Source organism: Streptomyces sp. RLB3-17 (assembly GCF_007113425.2).
Classification (GTDB): Bacteria; Actinomycetota; Actinomycetes; order Streptomycetales; family Streptomycetaceae; genus Streptomyces; species Streptomyces mirabilis_D.
In genome coordinates this window covers 399237-425076 of record NZ_CP041610.2, presented here as the reverse complement: position 1 = coordinate 425076, position 25840 = coordinate 399237, and the positions used below count along the sequence as shown (strand labels likewise).

The 25840-nt window shown below is 69.6% G+C and carries 21 protein-coding genes and 1 pseudogene; 11 read left to right on the top strand and 11 right to left on the bottom strand.

All coding sequences use genetic code 11. The annotated features are described in order from the left end of the window. Nucleotides 1-121: 121 nt before the first annotated feature. The 5 genes from FNV62_RS02160 to FNV62_RS02140 all read left to right on the top strand — a co-directional run bounded on the left by FNV62_RS02160 (nucleotide 122) and on the right by FNV62_RS02140 (nucleotide 6320). Nucleotides 122-1270, top strand: a complete 1149-nt coding sequence (locus FNV62_RS02160; RefSeq protein WP_144314535.1) for an FAD-dependent oxidoreductase — start codon at nucleotides 122-124, stop codon at nucleotides 1268-1270. Nucleotides 1271-1734: 464 nt separating this feature from the next. After that, a complete protein-coding gene (locus tag FNV62_RS02155; protein WP_082417734.1) occupies nucleotides 1735-2961 on the top strand; it encodes an acyl-CoA dehydrogenase family protein in 1227 nt (408 codons plus the stop codon). A gap of 5 nt (nucleotides 2962-2966) precedes the next feature. After that, the gene (locus FNV62_RS02150; protein ID WP_143599690.1) at nucleotides 2967-4199 is read left to right on the top strand and encodes a CaiB/BaiF CoA transferase family protein; all 1233 of its coding nucleotides are present in this window, start codon (nucleotides 2967-2969) and stop codon (nucleotides 4197-4199) included. A 229-nt stretch (nucleotides 4200-4428) separates the two neighbouring features. After that, nucleotides 4429-5418, top strand: a complete 990-nt coding sequence (locus tag FNV62_RS02145; RefSeq protein ID WP_143654093.1) for a 3-hydroxyacyl-CoA dehydrogenase NAD-binding domain-containing protein — start codon at nucleotides 4429-4431, stop codon at nucleotides 5416-5418. After that, nucleotides 5415-6320 (top strand): 3-hydroxyacyl-CoA dehydrogenase, encoded by a 906-nt coding sequence (locus tag FNV62_RS02140; protein ID WP_144314534.1) that lies wholly within the window; start codon nucleotides 5415-5417, stop codon nucleotides 6318-6320. Before FNV62_RS02145 ends, FNV62_RS02140 begins: the two co-directional genes overlap by 4 nt. Before the next feature lie 111 nt (nucleotides 6321-6431). On the opposite strand, the pseudogene FNV62_RS55200 reads toward FNV62_RS02140, so the two are convergent. The 4 genes and pseudogenes from FNV62_RS55200 to FNV62_RS02120 form a co-directional block, all read right to left on the bottom strand. Beyond that, nucleotides 6432-6521 (bottom strand): annotated as a pseudogene (locus tag FNV62_RS55200) (DUF1801 domain-containing protein); the annotation flags it as partial. A gap of 163 nt (nucleotides 6522-6684) precedes the next feature. Then, entirely contained in the window at nucleotides 6685-7266 is a 582-nt protein-coding gene (locus FNV62_RS02130) for an NADPH-dependent FMN reductase (RefSeq protein WP_144314533.1), read from the bottom strand. Nucleotides 7267-7359: 93 nt separating this feature from the next. Further along, a complete protein-coding gene (locus FNV62_RS02125) occupies nucleotides 7360-8283 on the bottom strand; it encodes an RNA polymerase sigma-70 factor (RefSeq protein ID WP_144314532.1) in 924 nt (307 codons plus the stop codon). Continuing rightward, nucleotides 8280-9212 carry an NAD-dependent epimerase/dehydratase family protein gene (locus tag FNV62_RS02120; protein WP_144314531.1) on the bottom strand — a complete coding sequence of 311 codons (933 nt, stop codon included), beginning with the start codon at nucleotides 9210-9212 and terminating at the stop codon, nucleotides 8280-8282. The genes FNV62_RS02125 and FNV62_RS02120 overlap by 4 nt, the downstream gene beginning before the upstream one ends. A 713-nt stretch (nucleotides 9213-9925) precedes the next feature. On the opposite strand from FNV62_RS02120, the gene FNV62_RS02115 reads away from it, so the two are divergent. Continuing rightward, a complete protein-coding gene (locus FNV62_RS02115) occupies nucleotides 9926-10189 on the top strand; it encodes a hypothetical protein (RefSeq protein ID WP_054228090.1) in 264 nt (87 codons plus the stop codon). 294 nt (nucleotides 10190-10483) lie between these two features. Continuing rightward, on the top strand, nucleotides 10484-11827 hold the full coding sequence (locus tag FNV62_RS02110; protein WP_225900096.1) for a carboxypeptidase regulatory-like domain-containing protein: 1344 nt from the start codon (nucleotides 10484-10486) through the stop codon (nucleotides 11825-11827). Between the two features lie 90 nt (nucleotides 11828-11917). Here the strand turns inward: FNV62_RS02110 and FNV62_RS02105 are convergent, their stop codons facing one another. Next, nucleotides 11918-12373, bottom strand: coding sequence for a DUF6884 domain-containing protein (locus tag FNV62_RS02105; RefSeq protein ID WP_144314529.1), 456 nt, complete (start codon nucleotides 12371-12373; stop codon nucleotides 11918-11920). Between the two features lie 451 nt (nucleotides 12374-12824). Here FNV62_RS02105 and FNV62_RS02100 point away from each other — a divergent pair, with 451 nt between their 5' ends. Then, the gene (locus FNV62_RS02100) at nucleotides 12825-15608 is read left to right on the top strand and encodes a multifunctional oxoglutarate decarboxylase/oxoglutarate dehydrogenase thiamine pyrophosphate-binding subunit/dihydrolipoyllysine-residue succinyltransferase subunit (RefSeq protein ID WP_413083815.1); all 2784 of its coding nucleotides are present in this window, start codon (nucleotides 12825-12827) and stop codon (nucleotides 15606-15608) included. Between the two features lie 175 nt (nucleotides 15609-15783). On the opposite strand, the gene FNV62_RS02095 is transcribed toward FNV62_RS02100, so the two are convergent. The 4 genes from FNV62_RS02095 to FNV62_RS02080 form a co-directional block, all read right to left on the bottom strand. Continuing rightward, the gene (locus tag FNV62_RS02095; RefSeq protein WP_143654086.1) at nucleotides 15784-16578 is read right to left on the bottom strand and encodes an SDR family NAD(P)-dependent oxidoreductase; all 795 of its coding nucleotides are present in this window, start codon (nucleotides 16576-16578) and stop codon (nucleotides 15784-15786) included. 501 nt (nucleotides 16579-17079) lie between these two features. Then, nucleotides 17080-17763, bottom strand: a complete 684-nt coding sequence (locus tag FNV62_RS02090) for a LuxR C-terminal-related transcriptional regulator (protein ID WP_144314527.1) — start codon at nucleotides 17761-17763, stop codon at nucleotides 17080-17082. Further along, a complete protein-coding gene (locus FNV62_RS02085) occupies nucleotides 17754-19391 on the bottom strand; it encodes a sensor histidine kinase (RefSeq protein WP_225900095.1) in 1638 nt (545 codons plus the stop codon). The genes FNV62_RS02090 and FNV62_RS02085 overlap by 10 nt, the downstream gene beginning before the upstream one ends. 284 nt (nucleotides 19392-19675) lie before the next feature. Further along, entirely contained in the window at nucleotides 19676-20923 is a 1248-nt protein-coding gene (locus tag FNV62_RS02080) for an MFS transporter (protein WP_413083910.1), read from the bottom strand. Between the two features lie 205 nt (nucleotides 20924-21128). Here FNV62_RS02080 and FNV62_RS56925 point away from each other — a divergent pair, with 205 nt between their 5' ends. Continuing rightward, nucleotides 21129-21263 (top strand): hypothetical protein, encoded by a 135-nt coding sequence (locus FNV62_RS56925; RefSeq protein WP_257017117.1) that lies wholly within the window; start codon nucleotides 21129-21131, stop codon nucleotides 21261-21263. A 96-nt stretch (nucleotides 21264-21359) separates the two neighbouring features. Then, complete coding sequence (locus tag FNV62_RS02075) at nucleotides 21360-22886, top strand: aKG-HExxH-type peptide beta-hydroxylase (RefSeq protein ID WP_144314525.1); 1527 nt, start codon at nucleotides 21360-21362, stop codon at nucleotides 22884-22886. Nucleotides 22887-22949: 63 nt separating this feature from the next. On the opposite strand, the gene FNV62_RS02070 is transcribed toward FNV62_RS02075, so the two are convergent. Then, nucleotides 22950-23666: a LuxR C-terminal-related transcriptional regulator gene (locus FNV62_RS02070; protein ID WP_067733173.1), complete on the bottom strand. Its 717-nt coding sequence runs from the start codon at nucleotides 23664-23666 to the stop codon at nucleotides 22950-22952. A gap of 369 nt (nucleotides 23667-24035) precedes the next feature. Here FNV62_RS02070 and FNV62_RS02065 point away from each other — a divergent pair, with 369 nt between their 5' ends. Next, nucleotides 24036-24446 (top strand): hypothetical protein, encoded by a 411-nt coding sequence (locus FNV62_RS02065; RefSeq protein ID WP_144314524.1) that lies wholly within the window; start codon nucleotides 24036-24038, stop codon nucleotides 24444-24446. A 279-nt stretch (nucleotides 24447-24725) separates the two neighbouring features. On the opposite strand, the gene FNV62_RS02060 is transcribed toward FNV62_RS02065, so the two are convergent. After that, the gene (locus FNV62_RS02060; RefSeq protein ID WP_164657691.1) at nucleotides 24726-25541 is read right to left on the bottom strand and encodes a class I SAM-dependent methyltransferase; all 816 of its coding nucleotides are present in this window, start codon (nucleotides 25539-25541) and stop codon (nucleotides 24726-24728) included. Between the last annotated feature and the right edge of the window lie 299 nt (nucleotides 25542-25840).

Genomic DNA, 25840 nt, shown 5'->3' with positions numbered 1-25840 from the left:
TATGGACTCGTTTCTGCTTTCGTGGTCTCCGTAGGGGTTGCCGCATCCCGGTGGGGTCGCGGCACCGGTCATCGCCGCGCCGCGGCGCCACCCGGAACCCCATCGACGAAAGGAACCCACCGTGGACTCTCCGACGCCCGTGAACGCGCGGATCAGCATCATCGGTGCCGGCCCGGGAGGCTTGACGTGCGCGCGCATCCTGCAGCAGCACGGCATTCCGGTGACGGTGTACGACCGCGATCCAGAGGTGAACTCCCGCAACCAGGGAGGCTCACTCGACCTGCACAAGGAAGACGGCCAGCTCGCGCTCCGTGAAGCGGGCCTACTGGAGGAGTTCTTCGCGCTCGCCAGGCTCGAGAGCCAGGAAATGCGCCGCATGGACCCCGCGGGGCGCGTCCTTGCCCACCATCTGCCGGACGCGGGCGAAACGGTGAGCCCCGAGATCGACCGCGGACAGCTTCGCGATCTCCTGCTGGGCTCGCTCGCCGCCGGGAGCGTTCAGTGGGGACGCACGCTCGCATCAGTGGGCGGACCGGCCGACGGGCCGCGAACACTGACGTTCGCCGACGGGACGGCCGTTGAAGCGGATCTCGTGATCGGTGCGGACGGCGCCTTCTCGCGCGTCCGCACGGCCGTGTCGCCCGCGACACCGCAGTACACCGGGGTCAGCTTCCTCGAGGCATGGTTCGACGACATGGAGACCGCGCACCCCGAACTTTCCGAACTGGTCGGGAAGGGCAGCGCCCACGTCGCCGACGGCGAGCGCGGCCTCTTCGCACAGCGCAACAGCGGCAGCCACATGCGCGTCTACATCATGCGGCGCGTCCCTGCGGACTGGATCACGACGAACGGGCTTCGCCCCGAGGACACCGAGGGCATCCGCGCGCACCTGTTGAGCGAGTACGCGGCCTGGTCACCCCAGACACTCCGGATGATCACCGACAACGACGGCCCCTACGTCGACCGTCCGCTCTTCGCCCTGCCGGTGCCGCACACATGGGAGCACTCGCCCAGCGTGACACTCCTGGGAGACGCCGCACACGTCATGCCACCCCTCGGCGTCGGCGTCAACCTCGCCATGCTCGACGCCAGCGAACTCGCCCTCGCACTCGTCCACTCCGCCACCATCGACGACGCTGTACACAGCTACGAGAAGTCGATGCTCCCGCGCTCGACCGACATAGCCCAGACGCTCGAAGGCGGCGCTGAGCACCTTCTGTCCGTGCCCGACCCCGACGAGATCGCGCGGTTCGGTCCGTCCCGGCCCTGACATCGCGGGCGCGGCTCCATCAACCAGCCGAACGCCCAATCACGCCTGGAGGACTACGGGTCGCAGAGCCGGGGCCGGGCGGGGTGTCGTGTTCGGCGGTGATGACAGGCGAGTTCGGCCATCTCCTCCCTGGCCCGGGCCAGACGCCTGTAGCGGCCCTGCGTTGACCCGCCGCGACGGCGGTGGGGCGGACCGGGATCCAGCGCGCTCGATGCGCTGGATCCCGTATGCGGCGCCCGGTCAGGGTGTGGACGTCCTCCAGTACCGGTGGACCTCCCGCATCGGGTGGGGACGGGCCACTGGAGTGGTCCGTGGCGACAACGGCACCAGTGCGCGGCGCGGGTCCGGGGGACCGGCCCGGGATCCGCGTTTAATCGCGCCGGAGAACCGAGACGCCAGGAGCGGAGAACGCTGACGGGCGTGGATCTCCGGGCCACGCCCCCCAGCGCTTGAGGGAGATTGCAATGAGCGGCACAACGACCTTGCCGACACGGTCCGGCCCCTACCTGGACAAGGGGCTGCTGCCCGCCGACTTCTACGCCTACGAGGACCTGCTGTCGGACGTGGAGCGGGAGAAGCTCGAGTCCGTCCGCGAGTTCCTCCGCAAGCAGGTCGCACCGATCGTCGACGACCACTGGGCCCGCGCCGAGTTCCCCTACCAGCTGATCGGGGGCTTCGGGGGGCTCGGTCTGATGGACTGGGCCGACCCGGACTCACCGGAGTCCCAGCCGAGCAACCTCCTCGCGGGCTTCATCGCGCTGGAGTTGGCGCATGTCGACGCGTCCGTGGCCACCTTCGCGGGCGTACACACGGGTCTGGCCATGGGCACCATCCTCACCTGCGGCTCCGACGAACAGAAGCGTCGGTGGCTGCCGGCGATGAGCCGCTTCGAGAAGATCGGCGCCTTCGGGCTGACCGAGCCGCACGGCGGATCCGATGTGGCCGGCGGCCTGCAGACGACCGCGCGCCGTGACGGCGACGAATGGATCCTCGACGGCTCGAAGCGGTGGATCGGAAACGCGACGTTCGCCGACCTGGTGGTCATCTGGGCCCGCGATGTCGAGACCCGTCATGTGCTGGGCTTCGTCGTGGAGAAGGACACCCCCGGGTTCACCGCGACGAAGATCGAGAACAAGATGGCGCTGCGGATCGTGCAGAACGCCGACATCGTGCTCGACGGCTGCCGTGTTCCGGAGGCCAACCGGCTGCAGAACGCGAACTCGTTCAAGGACACCGCCAAGATCCTGCGCCAGACGCGCAGCGGGGTGGCCTGGCAGGCGGTGGGAGTGATGTTCGCCGCCTACGAGATCGCCCTTCAGTACGCGAAGGAGCGCGAGCAGTTCGGGCGCCCGATCGGGGGCTTCCAGCTCGTGCAGGACCTGCTCGTCAAGATGCTCGGCAACGCCACGGCCTCGTGCGGGATGATGACGCGCCTGGCCCAGTTGCAGGACGCCGGGGTATTCCGGGATGAGCAGTCCGCCCTGGCGAAGGCCTACTGCACCGTGCGGATGCGCGAGACCGTGGGGTGGGCGCGGGAACTGCTGGCAGGCAACGGCATCCTCCTCGACTACAAGGTCGGCCGCTTCGTCGCCGACGCAGAAGCCATCTACTCCTACGAGGGCACGCGGGAGATCCAGACCCTCATCGTCGGACGCGCCGTCACCGACGGCCTGAGCGCCTTCGTGAGGTGACGACGATGACCACCGAATCCGTCTTCACCGGCCTGAAGGTCCTCGACGCGTCGAGCTTCATCGCGGGACCGGCCGCGGCCACTGTGCTCTCCGACTTCGGAGCGGACGTCATCAAGATCGAGCCACCGGGAAAGGGCGACCCCCAGCGAGGGCTGAGCTCCGTGCCGCCCAGCCCCCGGGCACAGGCCAACTACAGCTGGCACCTCGCCAACCGCAACAAGCGCGGCATGGTCATCGACCTGAAGGCACCGGCGGCCACCAAGGTCCTCAAACGCCTCGTCGAGTGGGCCGACGTGGTGATCACCAACTTCCCGCACGGCACACGCGAGAAGCTGCACCTCGGCTACGACGAGGTCGCGGGCTGGAACCCGCGGGTCGTCTACGCCGACATCACGGGCTTCGGGGACGCCGGTCCCGACGCCGGGCAGCCGGGCTTCGACCTGACCGCCTACTGGGCGCGCAGCGGGCTGCTGGCCTCCACCCGGGACGCGGGGGCCCCGCCGACAGCCCCGGTCTGGGGCAGCGGCGACTACATGTCGGCGATCGGGATCTACGCGGCGATCGTGACCGCCCTCTACCGCCGCGAGCGGACGGGACAAGGGGCCAGCGTCGGGACGTCCCTGCTCGCCGAAGGCGTCTGGGCCACGGGAACGCTCGTGGCCGGCGCGCTCGCCGACGGCACGCCGTTCGAGTTGCACGACCGGAAGGCGCCCGCGAACCCGCTGATCAACCCCTACCGGACCGCCGACGGCGAATGGTTCATGCTCGTCACCTCAGCCCCGCACTGGCCGGGACTGACCCGGGCCATCGGGCACCCCGAACTGCTCGAGGATCCCCGTTTCGCGGACATCGAGGGCTTCGTCAAGAACTCCACCGCGCTGACCGAGCTGCTCGACGCCGAGTTCCGTTCGCGGCCCTTCGCCCACTGGAAGGACGCCCTGACCCGTGAACGCGTCACCTACAGCCTCATTCAGACACCCGAGGAGACCGCGCGGGATCCGCAGCTGCGCGCGAACGACATCGTCGTACCGCTGGAAGGAGTCAGCGGGCTGGAGTACACCATCAACAGCCCGGTCAACCTGCGAGGCGTCGCGAAGGTCCCGGCGAAGCGGGCACCGGACCTGGGCGAGCACAACGACGAGGTCCTCGCCGAGCTGGGATTCGGCCCCGCAGAGATCGCCGAACTACGCGCCGAGGGAGCGATTCCCGGCCCGGCGGAAGCGGAGAGGGCGCGATGAGCGCGGCGCCCGACGCGTCGGGCGCAGTGCTCCACGAGCCCCGCGGCAGCGTGCTGACCATCGCCATCGCCATCAACCGCCTGGCGCAGAAGAACGCCAGCGGCCCCGAGGGCGCGGTCCCGCTCGCGGCGGTCGTGGGCCGAGGTCATACGTGGTCCTGTGACGGCAGAGGACGAACTGGTCAGGCTGCCGCAGCCCGTGTCCGATCTTCAGGAGCAGTGAACCAGTCATGAACGCACACAAGCCCGTCCACCGCGTTGCGATCGTCGGTACCGGCACGATCGGTGCGAGTTGGGCGACGCACTATCTCGTCCGGGGCTTCGACGTGACGGCGACGGACCCCGGCCCCACCGCGGAGGCGGCCCTGCGGTCGTATGTGGAGGCGGCATGGGACACGGCTGCTTCGATCGGGCTCGCGCCCGAGGCGTCGCCCGATCGCCTGAGCTTCACCACGGACATGCGTCAGGCCGTCGCGGACGCCGATTTCGTACAGGAGAACGCGCCGGAGCGTCCGGAACTCAAGGTCAAGCTGTTCGCCGACATCGACGACGCCACGCCGCCGGACGCGATCATCGCGTCGAGTTCCTCGGGCATCACGATGAGCGTCATCCAGGCCGAATGCCGACGCCCGGAGCGGACCGTCATCGGTCATCCCTTCAATCCGCCGCACGTCGTGCCGCTGGTCGAGGTCGTGGGCGGGACGAAGACCGCCCCGGAGACGATCCGGGACGTCATGTCGTTCTACGCCGCGATCGGCAAGAAACCGATTCACCTCAAGAAGGAGCTCCCCGGGCACGTCGCCAACCGTATCCAGGCCGCGCTGTACCGAGAGGTCGTGTACCTGGTCCAAGAGGGAGTGCTCGACGTGGCGGACTCCGACGACGCGGTGTCCTGGGGGCCGGGGCTCAGATGGGGCGTCATGGGTCCCCATCTGCTGTGGCATCTCGGCGGAGGAGAGGGTGGCATTCAGCACTTCATGGACACTCTTATGCCGCGGATGGTGGCGTCCTGGCAGGACCTGGGCACCCCCGAGTTCACGCCCGAGCTCAAGGAGAAGATCGTGGGCGGCGTCCTGGAGGAGGCGCACGGCGACTCGGTCGATGAACTGGCCGCCCGGCGCGACGCGATGTTGTCCGCCCTGCTGTCCGTGCGGGCCGAGCACGACCCGCTCGGCCCGCGGAGCGCCGCAGCCGGTCGCCCGGAGAAGGAGGGATCGTGACGCGGCCCCAGCAAAGACTCTTCGTGCTCGAGGCCAGCAGCGGCGGTCGCCTGTTCTCCGTGAACCCCGACGGCTCCGACAAGAAGGTCATCGTCACCGGGTGCAGGATTCCCGACGGGGTAGCCGTCGATGTCCGCGCCGGGCACATCTACTGGACGAACATGGGCCGTCCGTCGGAGAACGACGGCTCGATCGAACGCGTGGACCTGGACGGAGGCAACCGGACGACGATCGTCCCGAGCGGTGGCACGCATACGCCGAAGCAACTCCACATCGAGGCCGCGGGCCGGAAGCTGTACTGGGGTGATCGCGAGGGCATGCGCGTCATGCGCTGCGACCTCGACGGGCACAACGTCGAGACCCTCGTACAGACGGGACAGGGAGAGGACGACCGGCGCGACGAGACCAAGTGGTGCGTGGGAGTCGCCGTCGACCCGGTCGCCGGACACCTCTACTGGACACAGAAGGGCCCGAGCGACGCGGGACTCGGGAAGATCCTGCGCGCCGGAATCGACCTGCCCGCTGGGGAGAGTGCGGCCGAACGCGGCGACATCGAGGTGTTGTTCGACGGCCTGCCCGAGCCGATCGACCTGGAGCTCGACCTCACACGGCGCATGCTCTACTGGACGGATCGCGGCGACCCGCCGCGGGGCAACAGTGTGAACCGCTCGCCGGTGGACGCGCCGGAAGGGCAGCGGACCCCCGAGATCCTGCTCACCCACCTCATGGAAGGCATCGGTCTCGCCCTCGACCCGGACGACGGCCGCATGTACGTGACCGACCTCGCCGGGAACGTCTACGCGGCCGACCTCAACGGATCGAACCAGAGCGAGATCCTCATCCTGCAGGGCAACCTCACCGGCATCGCCCGTGCCGTGCTGCCGACCGGAACGAACGGATAGGCCGTGTCTGACACATGATGCCCACATCCCGCCCGGCGTCCTCCGGGCGGATGGCGCTCCTGGCCAGACAGGGCCGAACCGGTGGGTGGAACTCGACGCCTGCTGTGCTGCTCAGCCCGGCGCCTGCTTCACGAGCGCGCTGATCCGCGCCTCCACCTCGGATGTCACCTCGGTCAGGGCGAAACCCGCCGCCCACATCGTGTCTTTGGAGGGTGTGTACGCGGCCGACGTCGGCGGAGTCGCCGGCGGGCCGTCCGGGTCGCTCGTGATGGTCAGCGACCCGGCGGCGCTACTGACCTCCTTGCGTCACCGTTCGTACAGCGGATCCAACGTTTGTAGAGGTCGGGGATAGGGTTTCAGCCGTTCAAGCAGCGGCCCGGGAAGCTGCGCGCAGCGGGCCGAGCGCCTGCGCCCACGCCAGCAGCTCGTCGACCAGCCCGTGCACCTCCGCCACGTGCAGCTCCTGCGGCCGGAAGTCGGCAAAGGCCTCGAAGTCCTCGCGCAGCGAAAGCGCCACCTGAGGCCCGATGTCCGCCATGCGCAACGGGCCCGCCTGGGCACGGAGCTTCTGCACCGCCATGACGGCGCCGAAGATGCCGTAGCCGACGTAACCGACCGGCTTGCCGCCCCACTCCGCGTAGAGGTAGTCGATGGCATTGGTCAGGGCGGCGGGCGGGGCGGTGTTGTACTCGGGCGTGACGACGATGAAGGCGTCGCACGATCCGATCCGCTCGGCCCATCGCTGTGTGTGCGGCCGCCGGCCCGGTGCCATGCGCGCCGGCACGGGCTCGTCGAGCAGCGGCAGCTCGTAGTCCTTCAGGTCCACGAGCTCGAAGTCCGCGGCGTCGCCTGCGTGTTCAACCGCCAGGTCCCGCACCCATTGGGCCACCTGGTCGCCGTTCCGGCCGGGGCGGGTGCTGCCGATGATGATGCCGATCCTGATCAATTCCGATTCTCCTCTTCTTGGTTCTGGTTCTGGTGCTGGGTCCGCAATGGGAGCTCGTAGCCACTTCCTCGGCTGCGGCGTGAGCTCTTCGGGTCAGTCCGCGTCCCGATGGACCCGTTGTGTTGCGCGCAGGACCGCCCATGCGTCAGCCACGGGGCCCATGTGCCCGAGCTTGTCGGGGTTGCTCACCGTGCGGATCGTCTGGATCCGTCCGTCGAGGATGTCGAGTGTCCAGGTGTTGAGGACCTTGCCGTCCGGGTCGCGGAAGATGGCGCCCGGCTGGCCGTTCACCTGGTGCCGTTCCACGACGCCGCCGATCTGGATGAACGGCGGGAGGAGGGTGGCGAGCACCTGGGACACATGGTCGGCCCCGAAGAAACCCCTGGCCCACTGCGGGGCCTTGCCGCCGCCGTCCCCGACCAGCGACACGTCGCCGGCGAGGAGTTCCCGCAGCCCGTCGATGTTCCCCTCCCGCAAGGCGTCGAAGAACCGCTCGGCGAGCTTCTCGCGCTCCTTCCGGTCGGCCTCGAACCGGGGCCGGCCCGCGTCCATGTGGCGGCGTGCCCGCACCGCGAGCTGGCGGCATGCCGCCTCCGACCTGCCCACCGCCGAGGCGATGTCCGGGAAGCCGAAGGCGAACACCTCCCGGAGGACGAAGACCGCACGTTCCAGCGGGCTGAGCCGTTCCAGCAGCAACAGGGATGCCATCGACAGCGTGTCGGCGAGTTCCGCCGAGTGCGCCGGGTCCTCGTAGGGGTCGGTGAGCAGTGGCTCGGGGAACCACGGCCCGACGTACTCCTCCCGCCGCTGGCGGGCCGAGCGCAGCACGTCGATCGAGATCCGGGTGACCACGGCCGAGAGGAACGCCTTCGTCGACGTGGGCCGGGTCGCGGAGAGCTCGTAGCGCAGCCAGGTCTCCTGGACCGCGTCCTCGGCCTCGCTCACGCTGCCCAGGATCCGGTAGGCGATCGAGAACAGCAGTGGCCGCAGCTGTTCGAACTCCTCGGTCCGGGTCACGCCAGCCCCTCCTTGAAGCCCTGCCGCCACGACGGATAGCGCGGCTCCCAGCCGAGCTCCCGCTTGGCCTTCGCGTTGGAGAAGCCGCGCCCCTCAGTCATCATCGTCACCACCACCTGTCCAGCCAGCTGCCGGGCCAGCCACGGCGGGATACGCACCGGCCGTTTCGCCCCCGCGCACGCCGCGAGATGGGGCAGCCACTCGGCGGCCGGGGCCGGGTCGTCGTCGACGATGTTGAACACGCCCCTCGCTTTCTGCTCGACGGCCAGAACGGTGGCGCTCGCCGCGTCGTCGAGGTGGATCCAGGAGGCATAGCCGGTGCCGTTGCCGACCAGCGGGAACTGCCGCTTGCGCACGAGTACGACCTGGTCGTCGGTGGCGCCGGGCCCGTAGAACGCGCCGTATCGCATCACCGCGCCGCCGGCGCTGGTGACGGCATCCTCGACGTGGCGCAGCGCCGCCATCGCCGGGTGCGCGGGTGTCTTCTCGTGCAGGTCCAGCGGGTCCTCCTCGGTCTTCACCCAGCCGCCCTCGCGGATCCCGTTCCAGTTGGCGTAGCCCTGCGCGACGAAGTGCGGCACGTCGGTCGCCTCGGCGGCGGCCAGCAGGTGATCGGTGCCCTCGGTGCGCAGCCTGATGGTGGGCAGGGACCAGCGGTCGAAGTGCTTCAGGTCGGGCTTGCCGGCGTGAGCCATGCTGATCCCCGTCATCTGGTGCACGATCACGTCCGGGCGGGCGGCCGCCACCGCTTCGCCGACGGACATCGGGTCCAGCCCGTCCATCACGACGCCGTCCGCGCCCAGTTGCTCCACGAAGCCGAGCTTGGCCGTGCTTGTCGTCGTGGCCGTCACCCGGTGGCCACGAGCCACGAGCTGCGGCACCAGCCGCCGCCCCAGGACTCCACTCCCGCCTGCCACGAACACCCGCATGACCATCACCTTCCTGCTTTCGGACTCTGTCTTCGACGATCTGAGACGAGACAGCCCCGCCGTTCTGTGACATCGGAGGGCGGGGGAGGGAAATGGCGGGGAGGAGGCCGCCGGTGCCGCCCGGGCACGGCCCGAGACGGGGACGGGACCGCCGCACGTCGGCCGGCCGTCAGGTCGTCATGATGGGCGCGGGCTGCCGACCCGGCGAACAGCCGAAGAGCCCGGCTGACAAGCCACCGGCCAGGGCTCTTGCCTTCCCTGGCGAGACGGGCGTGCGTACGGTCGCGGACTGGTTCGTCATCGACGGCGTGGCGCCGGCAGCCGTCAGCTACACCAAGCGCATGGTGGTGACGCGGCTCGCCGGCGATGGTGATCCCGATGAGGACACCGTGACTGGGGAAGCACCTGGCCACAGCCCCTGGGGAATGACGTCGGTGTCGGCGAACGGGCGCCGGGATCCGTCGTTCCGGGAGTGCGGGCGCGTACGGAGTGCTCTAGCGTCGTAGGAGCGAGGGTGGCCGAATACCGAGCCGATCGGGTCTCGGAGGAAGCGCACACCACCCGCACGACAGGCACGGGACTCCGCCTGCTCGACCCCTGTGGTGCTCGATCCCCGGGGGATTCCGTCTCTCGCGTTCGCTCGCCGCCGCCCCCGCCCGCGGTTCGGCGCGCCCAGGACCGCGTGATCCGACCCAGAGAGCAGGTGCATCCTCATGCGTCGTTCGGCTTGTATTCCCAGTGTTCTCGCCGGCCTGGCCCTCGCCCTGGGCGGCACCGTCATCGCCGCACCAGCCGCTCACGCGGACATCGCGGCCTGCGAGAACCATGTCCGGGATCAGGGCACCGAGGTCACGGACGCCGTCCGGATGGCGTGTTACGTCGGTCTGGTGGGCGACCAGAGCGGCTGTGTCGGCGATCTGGGCCGGGCCGGGGTGGCGGGCGCCGTCGCAGCCGAGGCGTGCCGCCAAGCCCCGTAGTAAGTCGCTGCCCTCAAGGGAGAGGTCGAGTACTGGTCAGCACCAGAACATGAGCCGCACTGCGAGCCATCAACGCGGCAGTCGCTGAACAATGACGAGCTGTCAGGCGAGGGTGATCCTCACGGGTGCCCTGCGGGACTGCCGCACTGTGGCGGTCGCTCGATATGTGCTCCAAGCCCCTCGCATCTGGACATGACCGGCGGTGCCGCCTCAGCCCCGCCATAGGTTTGGGTCATGAATTCCTCCTCGTCCGCCCGTCCTTTGCCGCCTGCCGCAGACACAACCACGCGTGCGGTGTTCGGCCCCAGCTGGTTCGCGGCGGTCATGGGCACGGGCATCGTCGCCAACGCGGCGGTCACGCTGCCCCGGAGCTTTCCCGGGCTGCGGACTTTCGCCACGGTGGTCTGGTTGGGAGCCGCGCTGCTGCTGATCCTGCTGGCCGTCGGTTACCTCAGGCAGCGGGCGCTGCGGGTACACGCGGCTGATCCGGTGGCGGCCCAGTTCTTCGGCGCGCCGCCGGTGGCGCTGCTCACGGTGGGCGCCGGGGCGCTGGTGTTGGGTCGGCCGCTGATCGGGCTCGAGGCAGCGCTGCGTCTGGACTGGGTGCTCTGGTCACTCGGTACCGTGCTCGGTCTTGTCACGGCGTGCACGGTGCCGTATCTGATGGTCACCCGGCACCGCTTCGCGCCGGACGCGGCGTTCGGCGGCTGGCTGATGCCGGTGGTGCCGCCGATGGTCTCCGCCGCGACGGGCGCGCTGCTGGTGCCCCACGCACGGGCCGGGCAACTGCGGCTCGCTCTGCTGCTGGGGTGTTACGCGATGCTGGGGCTCGGCTTCGTCGCGGCGCTGCTGGTGCTGGCCATGATCTACGGGCGCCTGGTGCACCACGACGTACCTGCCGCGGCAGGGGTGCCGACGGTGTGGATCGGCCTGGGGGCGTTGGGCCAGTCGGTGACGGCGCTCGGCGCGCTCGCCGCTGCGGCGCCGAGCGCCTTGCCCGCGCCCTATGCGCGAGGCGCCGCGGTCGCCGCGTTGCTGGGAGGAGTGTCGGTATGGGGCTTCGCCATGCTGTGGCTGACGCTCGCCGCGGGGCTGACCGCACGGACCGTCCGGGGCGGGCTGCCCTTCGCACCCACATGGTGGTCTTTCATCTTTCCGGTGGGCGCCTGTGTGACGGCCACGAGCGCTCTCGCCGCGCGGACCGGATCGGAGTTGTTCACATGGGCGGCTGTCGTGCTCTACGTGCTGGTGGTCGTTGCCTGGATGGTGGTGGTGAGCCGCTCCCTGCGCTACGCCGCCGGACACATGCGCCGCCGACCCGTCATCGAGCACGCGCGCCGTCGGCCCGCCGAGTCTGACGCGCGCCGCGGCGTGGCGCCCGTGCTCAGGGGCACCGTCCGTAGCGGCGCCACGGACGGCCGCCCGGTTTCCGAGGCCCGCGTCACCCTCCTGGACCCGGCGGGCGACGTCGTCGGCGTCGTGCTCACCGCCGAGGACGGCTCGTACACCTTCACCGGTCTCGAAGCCGACCAGTACACCGTCGTCGCTGCGGGATACCCGGCCCGGGCGGCATCCCTCACCCTGGATGCGGCCGGGCAGGACGCCTTTGATCTGACGCTCGCACACGACGAGGGATGAACGGCTCCCGTCGCTGACGGGCCCGCTCCGGGCGTTCGGAGGGGGCCCGCCTGGCATTCCCGCGCCGCCTTCCCGCGGCGGCCTGCGGTGTCACATCAGCTGCTGTTCGTGCCCCTTGCGCAGCACGGCGAGCCTGGCCATTTGCTCACCCATGCCGCGTGTCCCGGCCCGTGGCGTGTGGGCGTGCGGCCAGATGGTGCGGACGAGGTCGACGTGCCGTGCGCCGCCGAGAGCCACAACGGGGTCGAGGAGCACGATGTCGCGCACCGTGGCCTGCTTCAGTAGGGCTTGGGCCGTGATGGCGTCGGCAGCGCCATGGGGTGTGTCGTACGGGTCGATGACGTCGTCGAGGTCGAGCAGGCCGTAGCGCGCGGAGAGGATGAGCAGCCGGTCGGGCCGCAGCGCATCAGCCGCCCTGCGGCACGCACGGTGATAAGAGCCGACATACAGGTCTGCCGCTCGTGCCCTCCGGCCCAGTTTGCGGCTGCCGCACGGGATGACGACGAGTGCGGGTGGGAAGCAGTCGACGTAGTCGTTCGCTGTCATGCCTGTTGTCCTGCCTGTCCATGTGTGACGTCAGCGGTGTCGGCGCCGTGCGCGCCTGGTACGGGTCTCATGACCTGGACGACTGTTCGGTCTCGGGTGCTTGGGGCGCGGGGGAGGGGATTGCAGTGCGACGACAGGAAGTGCCGCAACCGCAGCTCACCTCAGGACACGCGGCGGCCGATGATCAGGATTCGGCTGTGCGTGGAAGCATTCCACGCGGAGGCCGCCTCACTGCTGCGATGTCCTGATGTGACGGCGTTATGGCATTCCTGGGTGTCTTGCTCGGTTCCCCCTATGCCATAGCGTCGATGGTGCGACACGGCCGGACGGCTTCGCCTCCACAACGGATACCCGGCGGAAGCGAAGCCCACGGGCACGATGAATGACGACCGGCGGTCCGGCCGTGTCCGTCATCGGTCATTCCGAATGAGGAAAGAAGGCGATCCACCCAGTGGCATCGCAATCACGCGCCGGACAGCCGGCACTGCACGGGCTGGAATTCGGCATCAACGAATGGCTCGTGGACGAACAGTACGAGCGATACCTGCACGACCCCGGCTCGGTCGACCGGACCTGGAGAGAGTTGTTCGCCTCCCCGATCCCCGCGCCCCGCCGAGAGACGCGCAACGGCGCGACGACCGCGCAGGAGAGCGCGGACGACGCGGACGACGCGGCCGTCAAAGCGGTCCGCGTTGCCGCGCTCATCGAGGCGTATCGAGTCCGCGGACATCTGGTGGCCGATACCGACCCGCTCGCGGCAGCACGGGTGGCCGCGCATCCGGAACTCGAGCTCACGGCATTCGGGCTCCGGGACGATGACCTGCAAAGAGAGTTCGTCGTCGACGGGTTCTCGGGGCAGGCCACCATGACGCTTCGCGATGTGCTGAAGGCGCTGCAGGAGTCGTACTGCCGTACCGTCGGCACCGAGTACATGCACATCCAGAGCTCTCAGGAACGCCGCTGGATCCAGCAACGGATCGAATCGCCTCAGCCCCCGCCGGACGTCGCCGAACAATTGCAGATTCTCTACCGGTTGGGTGCGGCAGAGGCTTTCGAGACATTCCTGCAGACCAAGTACGTGGGACAGAAACGGTATTCGCTCGAAGGCGGCGAGTCGGCGATCGTGCTGCTCGACGCCCTGCTGCTCCGTTCCATCGGGCACGGGGTGAGGGAAGCCGTCATCGGTATGGCACACCGGGGTCGGCTCAATGTGCTGGCCAACATCATCGGCAAGTCCTACGCGGAGATCTTCCATGAGTTCGAGGATGCGGGGGACATCCGGTCGGTCCAGGGATCCGGCGACGTGAAGTACCACCTCGGTGCGGAGGGAACCTACCGCGCGTTGGACGGCGGCGTGATCGCCGTCTGCGTGGTGGCGAACCCCTCGCATCTGGAGCTCGTGGGGCCGGTGGCCCAGGGGGTCGTGCGCGCCAAGCAGGACAGGGCCGCAGACGGTGGCGAAGCCTTCCCCGTCCTGCCGATCGCCGTCCACGGCGATGCCGCGTTCGCCGGTCAGGGCGTGGTCTTCGAGACGCTGAACATGTCCCAGCTGCCCGGCTATCGCACCGGCGGGACGGTCCACATCGTCATCAACAACCAGCTCGGCTTCACCACCTCGCCCGCCAACGGCCGTTCGAGCGCATACGCCACCGACGTGGCACGGACGGTCCAGGCCCCCATCTTCCACGTCAACGCTGACGACCCCGAGGCCGTGGTGCGGGTCGCGCGCCTGGCCTTCGACTATCGTCAGGCGTTCCACAAGGACGTCGTCGTCGATCTGATCTGCTATCGGCGCCACGGGCACAGCGAGGTCGATGACCCCTCCATCACGCAGCCGGCGATGTACGACCGCATCGACGCCAGGGCTTCGGTGCGCAAGCTGTACGCCGAGGCGCTTGTCCATCGGGGAGACATCACCGAGCGTCAGGTGGAAGGCGCCCTGCGGGACTATCAGGGTCACCTCGAGCGAGCCTTCACCCAGACCCGGGCGCGTCCGGTGCCCGCCTCCCCGATGCCCCTGAACTCCGTGAACCACGTGAACGCCACGAACCCCGTGAGCGCTCAGCATGTGGCCGCCTCCCAGGCGGCGACGGCGATCACGGAGGCCGCCGCCCGCCAGGTGATCGCTTCCCAGACCGCTGTGCCGGGAGGTTTCACCGTCCACGCGCGCGTTCTTCCGCAGCTCCAGAGGCGGACCACGATGCTGGATGCGGGAACGATCGACTGGGCCACCGCGGAAACACTGGCCATCGGCTCCCTGTTGCTGGACGGGGTTGCGGTGCGGCTGGCCGGGCAGGACTCCCGCCGTGGCACGTTCGGCCAACGGCACGCCGTGCTCACCGACCGGCGCACCGGCGCGGAGCACACGCCGCTGAGCTCCCTCGGCCCGCGGGCCGCCGACTTCGCACCCTACGACTCCATGTTGTCCGAACTGGGCGCGCTGGCCTTCGAGTACGGCTACTCACTGGCGCGGCCCGACGCTCTGGTGCTGTGGGAGGCCCAGTTCGGCGACTTCGCCAACGGAGCGCAGGCCGTGATCGACGAGTACATCGCGTCATCCGAACAGAAATGGGGCCAACGCTCCGGGGTGACGCTGTTGCTGCCGCACGGTCTGGAGGGGCAGGGGCCCGACCACTCCTCCGGGAGGATCGAGCGGTTCCTCCAGCTCTGCGCGCAGGGGAACATGACCGTCGCCATGCCCTCCCTGCCGGGCAACTACTTCCATCTGCTCAGGCAGCAAGCGCTCGACGAGCGCAGAAGGCCACTGGTCGTCTTCACGCCGAAGTCGATGCTGCGGTCGAAGGTGGCTACCTCCGGGCTGACGGAGATCACGATGGGCGCGTTCCGTGCTGTCATACCGGATGAGACGGCGGACACCGCCCGGATCAGGCGCGTGCTGGTGTGCTCGGGCAAGGTCTTCTACGACCTGGACGCCCATCGGCGAAGCGCCGGTCGGTCGGACACCGCCATCGTCCGCCTGGAGCGTCTCTACCCGTTCCCCACGGAGGAGTTGGGCGCGGAACTCGCCCGCTTCCCCGCCGGGGCCGAGGTGCGATGGGTGCAGGAAGAGCCGGAGAACCAAGGCGCATGGTCCTTCGTGGAGCCCCATGTGCAACGGCTGGCGGGCCGTGCCGTCGCATGCGTCAGCCGCCCGCAGGCGCCGGCCCCCGCAGTGGGTTCTGCCCGCCGGCATGCCGGCGAACAGCGGGACCTCGTGACGTCGGCCTTCCAGTGACCGTGCCGCCCCCAACGGTTCGGAAGACGTGCCCTCCACCCGTGCTGGGTACCCCGCCACTACAGGGACACCAACGGCCGTACGGGCTGCTCGACACCGTCCTGCGCGCTGTGTGCCGCGCCCAGGAGCGGGTAGCCCCACTCGTCGGACATGGGCGAGGGAGTTCGGGCCGTCCCTAGGGGAGGATGGAATCGACGTACCCTCCATCGACCCGCAGTGCGCCGCCTGTGGTGGCGGACGCCAGGTCGGAGCTCAGGTACACCACCATGTTGGCGATCTCCTCGGGTTCGATCAGGCGCTGCAACAGCGACTGCGGGCGGTGCTCTCGCATGAAGGCTCGCTGCGCCTCGTCCCAAGGGAGGTCACGGTCGACGAGTTGGTACACGAAATCCTCCACACCAGCGGTATGGGTAGGGCCGGCGATGACGGAGTTCACGGTGACGCGGGTGCCTGAGGCATGCTTGGCGAAGCCACGGCTGACCGCGAGCAGGGCGGTCTTCGACATGCCGTAGTGGATCATCTCTGCGGGGATCACCACTGCAGAGTCACTCGCGATGAATTGGACGCGGCCCCACCCCCGTTGGATCATCTGCGGCAGGTAGGTGCGGGTGAGACGGACGGCGGCCAGCACGTTCACTTCGAAATAGCGACGCCATTCGTCGTCCGTGATCTCCAACGGGTCCTTGACGCCGAAGATGCCGAGATTGTTGATGAGGATGTCGACGTCCGGCAGGGCTTCCCGGGCGGCGACGGCGCCCTCCTCGGACGCGACATCGGCGGTGACCGGCAGGAAGTCGCCGTCCGGCACATCGGCTTTGAGCTGTTTGACGGCCTCCTCGACCCTGCCCCGGTCGCGTCCATTGACTCCGACCCGGGCCCCGGCCCGCGCGAGTCCGGCCGCGATCGCGGCTCCGATGCCTTGGGTGGATCCCGTCACCAACGCGGTCCGTCCCGTGAGGTCCAGGCGCATGTCTCTTCCTTCCCGACGCAGCTTCGGCGGCTATCAGCCGTCATGGCACTTCTTCTCCTCGGAGTGCCCGATCATGTTCGGAAACCCTGGGATGGGGCAGGACGGGTGACTGCCGACGGCTCGTTCTCGGCTTTGTCGGCGACGAACTTTCTTGTACTGGCTTTGACGTCCTCGTCGGTCAGGTCCTTGGGGGGCCTGGACGAGAGACCTGAACTTCTGGATGGGCGCGTTCAGCAGCGGGGCGAAGGACGGTGGGCACGGGCAGGGTGACCTGCACCGGGCCCGAAGCGGTCGAAGCCGCCCACGCCAGGCGTGCGACACCGATCGGCACGGCGACGTCGACTGCCGGCGCGGCTCCGACCATGCGAGGGCGCGTCATTCCTTCTCGGCTCATGAACGGTGTGGTTGTCACGGACCCTCCATGGGTTCCTGAACAGAACCGGGCCACGCCCGGCCGTTGAGCCCGCGACCCGGCCCGCCAAAGGCCTGATCTCGATCAGCTCAGTGGCTCGGCGGAATGCGGCCTTCACGCGGCACGGACATGAGGTGGGCGAGAACGGCCAGCACGCGGCGGTTGTCGTCGTCGGAAGGAGCGAGCTCCAACTTGGTGAAGATGCTGGTGCTGTGCTTGGACACGGCCTTCTCGCTGATGAAGAGCCGGTGCGCGATGGCGCTGTTGGAGCGTCCCTCGGCCATGAGCTCCAACACCTGGCGTTCCCGCTCGGTAAGCCTGGAGAGGAGTTCGCGTTCGCCACGGCTGCGGCGGTCGAGCAGCTTGGTGACCACTTCGGGGTCCATGACCGTGCCGCCCGCGGCGACCGTACGGATCACGTCGACGAACTGGTCGTCACTGAACACCCGGTCCTTGAGCAGGTAGCCGACCCCGCCCGCCTGGTCGGCGAGCAGTTCCTGGGCGTAGATCTGCTCGACGTACTGGGAGAGCAGCAGGATCGGCAGCCCGGGTATCCGTTCCCGGGCGGCGAGTGCCGCACGGAGCCCGTCGTCAGTGTGGGTGGGCGGCAGCCTGATGTCCACGATCGCCAAGTCCGGCCGGAATTCCAGCAGCGCGTCGAGCAGGCCCGGCGCGCTGTCGGTGGCCGCCACGATCTCGAACCCGCGCGCCTTGAGAAGCCGGACCAGCCCCTCCCGGAGCAAGAAGAGATCTTCCGCGACGACTACCCGCACGGTACCTCCATGACCACGATCGTCGGCCCCCCGGGCGGGCTGCTGACCGCGAGGATGCCATCGAAGGCCGCGAGCCGTCGTTCCACCCCGGCCAGTCCGCTGCCCCGGGTGGGATCCGCGCCGCCCACCCCGTCGTCGACCACCTCGATGCGCAGCAGCCTGTCCGCCTGGGCCATCCGGATCTGGAGGCCGCGCGCCGAGGCGTGCCGGACGGCGTTGGTCACCACCTCGGCGACGGCGAAATAGCAGGCCGATTCCAGCGGGGCGTCGAGCCGTTCGGGCAGATCGATCTCGGTCTCACACGGCAGGGGCAGGTCCAGGGCCAGCGCCCGAACCGCCTCCCCCAGGCCCCGATCGGCGAGCATCGGGGGGTGCATCCCCCTGATCAGGCCGCGCAGTTCCTCCAGCGCCGCCGCCGAGGCGACGCGGGCCTCCACGACCAGCGCGGCAGCTTCGTGCGGACTGCTGTGGACCATCTCCTCGGCGACCCTGAGGTTCATCCCGATGGCGACAAGCCGTCCCTGCGCGCCGTCATGCAGATCTCGCTCGATCCGGCGCAACTCCGCCGCCGCGGAGTTGACCGCCTCGGCCCGCGTCTCGGTCAACTCCCGCACCCGCCGGGTCAGCGCCGGATCCGGCTCCCGCCCCAACAGCCGCCTGGCGTCCGGCAGCACGGTCAGTGGCAGCAGCCAGATCCCCAGGGCCAGCAGCACCGCCCCCTGGATCCCGCCGAGGACCGACGCATGGTGAGCCACCTCAACGGGGAGGGACGGCGCCGGCCCGCGCGGGGAGCCGACCTTGTGCACCACCACCAAGTACCGCCCGAACCCGCTCTGAATGACGTTGTGCGCCCCGATCCCCACCAGCCCCAGAGCCGCCAGGTCCGCCGCCGCCCTCGGCCACCGCGTCAGCCCGACCACGACGGCCGCCAGCAGCGCCAGCCCCACCAGGTAAGCCACCACTGCCGGGCCGATCCCGACGCCCGGCGACGCGGACTGCCACAGATCGAGGCCGAGCAGGTCACCTGTCATCACTACGACTGCGGGCAGCAGCAGGGCCCAGCGCGCGGACCGCACCGCGTGGGCTCCGGCCAGCCGCGCGAGCCTGCCGTTCGCCAGACGGACCAGACCCATCCCGGCGAAGGCAGCGAGAAGGGGGACACTCACACTGCCCACCAGGACGTTCAGCGGTGTCCGGCCAGAGGAAGCAGGGGGGTACGTGAGCCAGTACGTCCATTCCAGCACTTCGCCCGTCACCCCCGCGACCACGGGCAGCACCCACGGTCCGGGCGCCGGCGTCGAGGTGAGCAGTGCAGTGGCCAGCAGGCCGGCCATCAGCAGCGCCGCCAGGGGCAGACCGACGGGTTCCATATCCGGCAGGGTGACGACGTAGCCGGGCAATCCGGCTGAGTTGTGCAGGGCGAGCAGCAGCACCCTCACACTGCCGTACGCGGCCGTACCCACCAGCCCCGCCACGACCGGCCAGCCGATCCACCCCGCCGGTCGCGCGGTACGCGCCAGCCGGTCCCGCGCCTGCTCCGCCCTGAAGGCCAGCACCGCGCAGACCGCGATCAAAGCCCCGATCACGCCCTGCGGCCAGAGCGACCCGCCCACCGGAAACGGCCACATATCCGCCCCTTGTCTCGTCTTCCAGGCCACGCGCTGTGTCCTGGAGATCATGGTGCTGCGAGGGGACCAGCAGGCGCCATGGGCCGAAACCTACTTCTGAGGTAGGCAAACACCTACCCCGGCCGGGCAGAATACGAAAACGGCTTCTAGCTGAGCGTTTCCGAGGCACCATCCTGCGCCGACACCGTAACCTCATCCCACCAACGCCTGAGTGCGCAGGCCGAGTTGCGGCCCGGCGTACAGCTGAGCCCCCGGTTGCCGTGGCGTCAGGTCCACAGGGGTCCCTACTGTCCGCGTCCCGTGCGCCACGGGGCCACACACCTCGCCACGCACACCGTCGCGAGACCGGCCAGCGCCATGGCAACCCCGACGTCCGTGAACTCGGCGACGGCCCCGAACACGACCGGCCCCGCTCCCTGCACCGTCATCAGCCCGGCGGTGAGCAGACCGAACGCCTGGCCGCGGCTGGCCTCCGGGACCGCGTCGAGGAAGGGGCGTTGGAGTCCGAGTGCGTAGGCGAACCCGGTTCCGGTGACCAGCAGGAGGCCCGCGCACATCACCCATGGCGGATCGAGTGCGAAGCCGGCCAGCGGCAGGCCGATGACCATCACCAGCGCGGCGACCAGGCGTTCCCGTACGGCGGGACGGACGAAGCGGCCGACGGCCAGGTCACCGGCGAGCATGCCGACCGGCAGACAGGCCAGCAGCAGTCCGGTCGAACCGGCGGGCATGCCGCGACCGCCCGCGAACGGGACGATCAGGCTCTCGGCGCCGGCGACGAACGCGGGCGGCAGCCACTGGGCGAGCAGGAGCGTGCGGACCCTCCGCTCGGCGAGCAGCTTCGTGTTGCCGGACCAACTATGGCGCAGTACCGAGCAGAAGCCCCGCCGCGATCCCTGCCGTACCGCCTGCTCAGGAGCGGGCAGGTCGGGCAGCCGGAGGCGGACGGCGACCGCGGCGGCCAGGTAGGCGCCCGCGCTGAGCAGGAGTGAGGAACGCGGGCCAAGGAGCTCGACCGCGGCACCGCCGCCGGCCAGGCCGAGCAACTGTGCCGCGGACGCGGACATGTTGGACATCGAGCGTCCCAGGACGTAGGCGTCACCGGTGAGCGTCTCGGCGATGAGTCGGTTGGTCACGCCGCTGAAGGCGGGGGTCAAGCAGGCCACGGCGGCGATGACGACCAGGATCGCCGCCACCGGTAACTGAGCCACCCCCATGACTGCGGCCGCCGCGCACTGGAGGCCGTATCCCGCGGTGACGAGCCGGCGCGGGCGGGCGCGGTCGGCGAGCGAGCCGAGGAAGAGCGAACCGGCGAGTTGTGGCAGGAAGCCGACGCCGAACGTCAGGGCGCCCAGCAGGGGTGAGCCGGTCGTCGCGAAGACGAGCACCGAAAGGGTCATGATCCGCAGCGAGTCGGCCGTGACCGTCAGGGTCCGGGTCACGAACAGCAGCCGGAAGCGCCGGTTGGCCAGCACTTCCCGATACGTGGCGCGCTGTTGCGGGGCGAGGCCGGGGGCGGAGGTCACGGGCAGCAGCGTGCCGGGCGCCCCGCGACCCAGCCCGCCGTTACGCCTGAGGTGTAAGCCCATCAGCGTGTCTGCCGGGGCTCGGGACAAAATTCAGGACAACAGTCCCATCGGTACGGGACGCGGGGTGCCGGAGAATGACGCATCCGGGCCGGATGTCATCCGCCCTGCCCGGGCCTGCTCCGTCCACAGACGACCGAAGGGACCGGACATGCTGGTAGACCACATCGAGACCCCCGACCTGGCTCCGCAGACCTACCTCGACGACGAAGCCCCCGAGGTGGCCGTCGACGCACCGGAGGAGCGCGCCTGGCTCCCGTCGTACCAGGCGGTCCGGACCGCCTGACGCGCGGCGAGTCCCGTCGGCACCGGGCCCAAGACAGGGCCTGGTGCCGATGTCTTACGTCCACGTCCGCCGCCCGACCCCGAAGGACGGTCCTCGTTGCCCGCTTCACCTTCCGCCGCCGAGCCGGTCACCGACCTGGTGGCGCAGGCGGACACCATGCTCTGCGCCGATCGGCAGTTCGGCGACTCCGCCGCCATCGGCGAGCGCAACCTCGCCCGGTTCCGGCTGGGCCTGACCATGCTGGCGCGGCATGACGGCGAAGCAGCGGACGTGCTGCGGACAACGGCCGCGGCGGCCGACGAACACCTCCGCCCGCTGCTCTACGACCCGGTGCTGCGCAACTGCTTCGAGGTAGACCTCGCGCGACTGGAGAGCGGCCGACTCGGACACAGTTCTTTCGGCGCCTACGTGAGCGGTTACGTGCCGACCCCGGCGGCGGACGCCCCGTCCTCCATGTCCTCCATGGGGCCCTGCGAAGCCCTCATCCGTCCGCACCGGAGTGCCTGGCCCGGCCTCGGGGACGCCTGGGTGCTGACCGAGCCGACGCCACACAGCAGTTCGCAGGAGAAGCTGGCCGGGCGCCTCATGGAGCTGTACCGTGGCGCGCTCGGCGACAGCCGGGCGGCAGCCCCGGTCGATCCGGCGGACAGCGTCCGCGCCGTACTGCGGGAGGGCGCGGAACTCCTCGCGACACTGCTGCCCGCCGCGGGACCCGGTGTCCTCGGGCACGTCACCATGGTGGGCTTCACCCACAGGGAGAGCGAAGAGGGCCCCCTGCAGTCCATGTCCGGCGGCGACCCGCTTCCCTCGACGGTGCTGCTGGCGCCCGAACGCTGCACCTCTCCGTGGCTCGCCGCCGAGAGCCTGCTGCACGAGGGCGCCCACCTGAAGCTCTTCGACGCGCTCCGTACGGGCTCCGTGGTCAAGAACGCCACCGAGCGTGTCCCGATCCCGTGGCGGATCGGTTCGTGGACGGTCATCCGGGTGTTCGTAGCCCTGCACTTCTACGTGCACCTGCTCGTCTTCCGGGCTGCGGCGGCCTCCGCCGGTGAAGCGGTCCGGGAGAGGTTCGGCCCGCCCCCGTCGGTCGAGGACCTCGACGAGCCCAGCCCCGGCACCCCGGCCGCCCGCAGCGGGCAATACCGGACCAGTGCGGAACGGGCCCGCTACCTCGCCGAGTGCGTGCTGTCGCTGCCGGAGCAGGCGCTCACCGAGCACGGGCACCGGTTCGCCCGCTGGCTCCTCACCGCGCTCCGTCTGGTGGACGACGACGCTCCGCGGCCCCAAGACCGTGCCGAGGCGACGACCCGACAGGCGGAACCGTGGCAGCCGCCGGAGAATCCCTCAGGAGGTGTCCTCCAGCGGATCACCCCGGTGGACGCATGCGCCCTGCCCGGCCTGGGACAACTCGTCGTGAGTCCCACGCGGTCGGCCCGAATGCACTGGCTGAACGCGCGCTCGTGGACGGTCTACTCCTTGTGCGACGGGCGTGACCTCGGCTCGGTACGCACGGCCTACGCCCGAGCGGTCGATCTCCCGGCCGACTCGGAGGAGGTCAACCGGCAGGTGAGTGACAGCGTGCGCCGGCTTGTGGCAGCCGACCTCATCACCCACGACATGTGACACTCCCCGCTCCGGGCGCCGGTTACGTCGGCCACGGTTGTTCGGCTGTTCCGCTGCCGCGACTTACGTACTTGCGGTGCCGGTGCCGGTGCCGGTGCCGGTGCTGGGGTCGGCCGTTTCCAGGCCGGCCAGCCGTGCGGACACAATGGCCTCCAGCCGACTGGCGACATGGATTTTCGGCAGGATGGCCGAGACGTAATTGCGTACGGTCTTCTCCGATATGAACAGCTCCTGCGCTATTCGGCGGTTTCCATAGCCGAGCGAGACCAATCGCAGCACTTCCCGTTCCCGGTTCGTAAGCGCCGGGAACGGGAGCGTGCCGTCGGCTTCCGCCAGGCGCACCAAGAGGGCGGAGAGTTCGCCGCCGGCCCGCGGTCCCAGCGTGACGTACCCCCGCTGAACGGCCCGCACGGTGCGCAACACGTCCGCCGTCTCCGTGTTCTTGAGCAGGTAGCCCGTGGCCCCCGCCATCAGCGTGGTGAGCAGCAGGCTGTCGTCGTCGTGCTCCGGGGACACCGCGGCGATCAGCCGCGGCGCCGGGTACTGGCGACGCAGTTGCTGGAGCAGCCCGATTCCCGCGCGGCCGGGCAGGTCGAGGTCGACGATGACCACATCGGGCTTCTCCTCCCGGACCGCCCGCACGCCGGCGTGCGGGTCGTGAGTCCCTGCGGCGACGGCGATCCCGCCATCTTCTAACGCGGAACGTAAGCCGCCCAGAATCAGGGGAATGCTCTCTATTACCACTACACGCGTACCGCTATGTCGGACCGCATTGGCCATTCTGGCCCTTCCTCACACCCGGGCCGGCGTGAGGCGCAACGAAGCGTCTTCCCCACACCGCCATGATCAACGTTCGAGTGAAAGCGTAGAACCCCCGTTGATCGGCAGCCGGTACAGCGCATGTGCGGCTCCGGCGGCGCGTCGGGGGACGTCACCGGAGCAGTGTCGTGTGGCCCTTTCCCGTTGCCCGAGAGGGCCGACTGGTCGTGCGTTGGGCAAGCGGCGGGCCCTGCCGGATTGCCCTAGGGCCCAAGAAGACCGCCACCAGGGGCAGTTCGGTTAGGTAGACACCGCCCGGGAGTTGGGCCGGGGTGTTGTCGCCGGTAGTCCGGTCTGCCGGGCCCTGACTCGTGAGGGATGGTGACCGCCATGTCGACCGCGACGATCGGCCATGTCACCCGAGAGCGTGATGAGCAGATCATCACCGGGGACGGGGAACTGGTCGGGCAGATGCGGCGCATCCAATTCACCATCGGGGACCAAGCGCTGGAGATCGAGCCGATGCAGCCCGTTGGTGGCCTCATCCGGCCCCTGGCGAAGAGCCGTTCGGCGTCAACGTGTCGTTGGAGATCTACGCCGATGACCTGGGACTGTCGCTCAGTACAGACCGCAGCTACCGGTTCGCCGCAGTCGGACGTCTCCTGCAGGGCCTACGACCAGGTGACGAACACCGCAACGGCCACCGGGGGCGGCGACACCACGACCCACACCGCCACCGGCCTCACCAAGATCAAGCGCCACGAGCACGACGAGCACTGCGAGCGCCACGACCACTGGTAACCCAACCGACCTGTTTGACGGCGGGGCCGTCCATGAGGACGGCCCCGCCGTCAAACACGCGCTGCTGATCAGTAGCGGGAGCTTCGCGAGCGCCAAAGCCGGCACTGGTTCATCAGCGGAAGGAAACAGTCACACAGATCGTCCACCGGTCGGCCCACCAACCAAGACCGTCACAGCCCTGGACAGACGGACCGATTCGCAAACAGGCGCTTACCTCCCGCTGGAGCTCGTCAAGTCCTCCCCGCGCAGGCGGGGGTGAGCCGCAGCGAAGGGAGGCGTTTACCGGCGGACCGCCGAGATCAGTCCGCCGGGCCGCTCCTCGCGCTGCGGCGGGGTACTCATCGGGCGTCCGTAGGCGGCAGCGCGCTCGCGCAGGGTGTGGCTGCCGGCCTCCCAGCCGTGCCCGGCCAGCCAGCCCACCGGGTCGTCGGGCATCTCCGAAACCCACATGGACGCCGCCGATCCCGGCACGGCGTCCGCGCCGAAGCGCTCGATCACGCCGCGCGAGCCCAACGTCAGCCCCATCCGACTGCCTGCCGCCGACTGCGCGCTGATCCGGGCCAGCAGCAGCTCCACCGCGTCCTCGGGCAGATAGATCAGCAGTCCCTCGGCGATCCATACGGTCGGCACCGCCGGGTCGTGCCCTGCGGCGGCCAGCGCGCCAGGCCAGTCCTCACGCAGATCCACCGCGACGGTGATCCGCTCGCAGCGTGCGACGGCCCGCTCCTGGCGCAGCACCGAAGCCTTGAATTCCAGCGGCGCGGCGGTGTCGACCTCGAACAGCCGGGTGCCCTCGGGCCAGTCCATCCGGAAGGCCCGGCTGTCCATGCCGGCGCCGAGCAGCACGACCTGCCGGACCCCGGACGCGGAGGCCTGCTGCAACAGGTCGTCGAGGAACTTCGTCCTGATGACGATGGAGAACGCCACGCCCAGCCGTCGGCGTTGCACGGCCTCGTCACCGGGCAGCGGCGGCGAGGAGGGCCCCAGGCCGCCGGCGGTGGCGAAGGCCTGTGCCAGTGGGTCGCGGAACAGCGCGTTCTCCCGCTCGGTCTCCTGCGCCCGCACCCTGGCCACTCCCACCGCCGTGGCCCACACTCCCGACGGCTGCATCCGCTCCTGCTCATCAGTCACCGCGCCAGCCTAGATGATCGATTCCAAGGAGGCCTGACGAGGGGAGCCAGGCTCATGCGCGGCCAGCCGGTCATGCGCGCACTGACCGCCTACGACCACTGAACGCCTTGGAATCGATCACCTAGATCCGTCACACCATCGACCATGTCGGCTCAACGAGTCGTCCACCAGCTCGTCACCGGTCCCAGATCAGAAACTGGTATTGAGCCTCGGCGGCTCCTGCTGGACCTGTTACGGCAGGGCTGCCCGAAGCCCCTCGGGCT

Coding starts and splice junctions, on each gene's coding strand:
- FNV62_RS02065 (WP_144314524.1), top strand. CDS start 24,036: ATGTCGACCGCGACGATCGGCCATGTCACCCGAGAGCGTGATGAGCAG.
- FNV62_RS02150 (WP_143599690.1), top strand. CDS start 2,967: ATGACCACCGAATCCGTCTTCACCGGCCTGAAGGTCCTCGACGCGTCG.
- FNV62_RS02095 (WP_143654086.1), bottom strand. CDS start 16,578: ATGCGCCTGGACCTCACGGGACGGACCGCGTTGGTGACGGGATCCACC.
- FNV62_RS02115 (WP_054228090.1), top strand. CDS start 9,926: ATGCGTCGTTCGGCTTGTATTCCCAGTGTTCTCGCCGGCCTGGCCCTC.
- FNV62_RS02105 (WP_144314529.1), bottom strand. CDS start 12,373: ATGACAGCGAACGACTACGTCGACTGCTTCCCACCCGCACTCGTCGTC.
- FNV62_RS02070 (WP_067733173.1), bottom strand. CDS start 23,666: ATGGCCAATGCGGTCCGACATAGCGGTACGCGTGTAGTGGTAATAGAG.
- FNV62_RS56925 (WP_257017117.1), top strand. CDS start 21,129: ATGCTGGTAGACCACATCGAGACCCCCGACCTGGCTCCGCAGACCTAC.
- FNV62_RS02120 (WP_144314531.1), bottom strand. CDS start 9,212: ATGCGGGTGTTCGTGGCAGGCGGGAGTGGAGTCCTGGGGCGGCGGCTG.
- FNV62_RS02145 (WP_143654093.1), top strand. CDS start 4,429: ATGAACGCACACAAGCCCGTCCACCGCGTTGCGATCGTCGGTACCGGC.
- FNV62_RS02155 (WP_082417734.1), top strand. CDS start 1,735: ATGAGCGGCACAACGACCTTGCCGACACGGTCCGGCCCCTACCTGGAC.
- FNV62_RS02085 (WP_225900095.1), bottom strand. CDS start 19,391: ATGTGGCCGTTTCCGGTGGGCGGGTCGCTCTGGCCGCAGGGCGTGATC.